This window comes from Mycobacterium sp. TH-M106 (assembly GCF_057473765.1).
The window spans coordinates 1-1,259 of sequence record NZ_JBYCLE010000297.1 but is presented as its reverse complement, the minus strand read 5'-3'; the positions used below and the strand labels follow the sequence as shown (position 1 = coordinate 1,259).

Sequence of the window (1,259 nt, the reverse complement as noted above, 5' to 3'; positions counted from 1 at the left end):
CGCATCGGCTCCAACTACGACCTGTGTTTCGCCTTCCTCGCCCACACCGGCCTTTCTCTATGACCATCAGTCACTGTATTACCGAAATATCTTTAATACTTGAGGACGCCCTTGTCGACCGGGACCTGGACTCCGGTCAGGGCCCCCGAGCCGTCGCCGGCCAGCCATACGACGACGTCGGACACCTCCTCCGGTGACATGAACCCCTTGGGCTGCAACGGCATCGGCGCGAAACTGTGCACATAGTTCGGGTGTGCGGCGAACACCCGCTTCATGGCCTCCGGCTCGACCATCGGAGTGTCGACGGAGTACGGGTGAATCGAGTTGACCCGTATGCCGTATTCACCGAGCTCCAGCGCCAGCGAATTGGTCAGCGCAACCAGCCCGTGCTTGGCCGCTGAGTAATGGCCGTTGCCCGGGGTAGCCTTCAGCCCGGCCGACGAACTGACAACCACGATCGATCCGCCGTTGCCGGCCGTGATCATCTCCGGCACCACCGCCCGCAGGGTGCGCCAGGTACCGGTCAGGTTGACGTCGATGACGGTGTTCCACTGTTCGTCGGACAACTCCCAGAGTCGACCCCAGCTCAGCACCGCCGCGTTGGCAACCAGGATGTCCAGCCGACCGAACTGCTCGACGCCGTCGGCCACCAGTTGCTGCAGAGCGGCGTCGTCACGGGTATCCACCTCGCGAGCCAGCACCGTGCGGCCCTGCGCCTTTACCGCCCGGGCGGTCTCGGCCAGATCCTCGCGCGTGGCCGGCGGGTAGCCGATGGAGTCGGACACCGGCGCGCAGATGTCCAGCGCGATGATGTCGGCGCCTTCGGCGGCCAGGGCCACCGCGTGCGATCTGCCCTGCCCACGGGCGGCGCCGGTGACGAACGCAACCCTGCCCCGCAACATCTGGTTTTGGCCCACCGGATCAGGCTAACGTTTGATTCAGCCCACCAGACGTCAAGGCCCCCGGAAACCCGTGGTTTCCGGGGGCCTTGACGTGTCTGCTCGCCGAGGACTACTTGATGATCTTGGTGACCCGGCCGGCGCCCACGGTGCGCCCACCCTCGCGGATGGCGAACCGCAGGCCATCGTCCATGGCGACCGGTTGGATCAGCTTCACGCTCATCTCGGTGTTGTCGCCGGGCATCACCATCTCGGTGCCCTCGGGCAGGCTCACCACACCGGTCACGTCGGTGGTGCGGAAGTAGAACTGCGGACGGTAGTTGGTGAAGAACGGCGTGTGCCGGCCGCCCTCGTCCTTGC

Annotated in this window: 2 protein-coding genes; both read right to left on the bottom strand. The window is 65.5% G+C overall.

The window, feature by feature from the left end:
- Positions 1–92 precede the first annotated feature (92 nt).
- Positions 93–902, bottom strand: a complete 810-nt coding sequence (locus tag AC2VOP_RS10375) for a mycofactocin-coupled SDR family oxidoreductase (protein WP_486960878.1) — start codon at positions 900–902, stop codon at positions 93–95.
- 109 nt (positions 903–1,011) lie between these two features.
- Positions 1,012–1,259 (bottom strand): EF-Tu C-terminal domain-related protein (locus AC2VOP_RS10370; protein WP_486960877.1); only part of this gene is annotated, 248 nt, incomplete at its 5' end.

Excerpts from the sequence above, each read along its gene's own strand:
- AC2VOP_RS10375 (WP_486960878.1), bottom strand. The coding sequence starts at position 902 with ATGTTGCGGGGCAGGGTTGCGTTCGTCACCGGCGCCGCCCGTGGGCAG.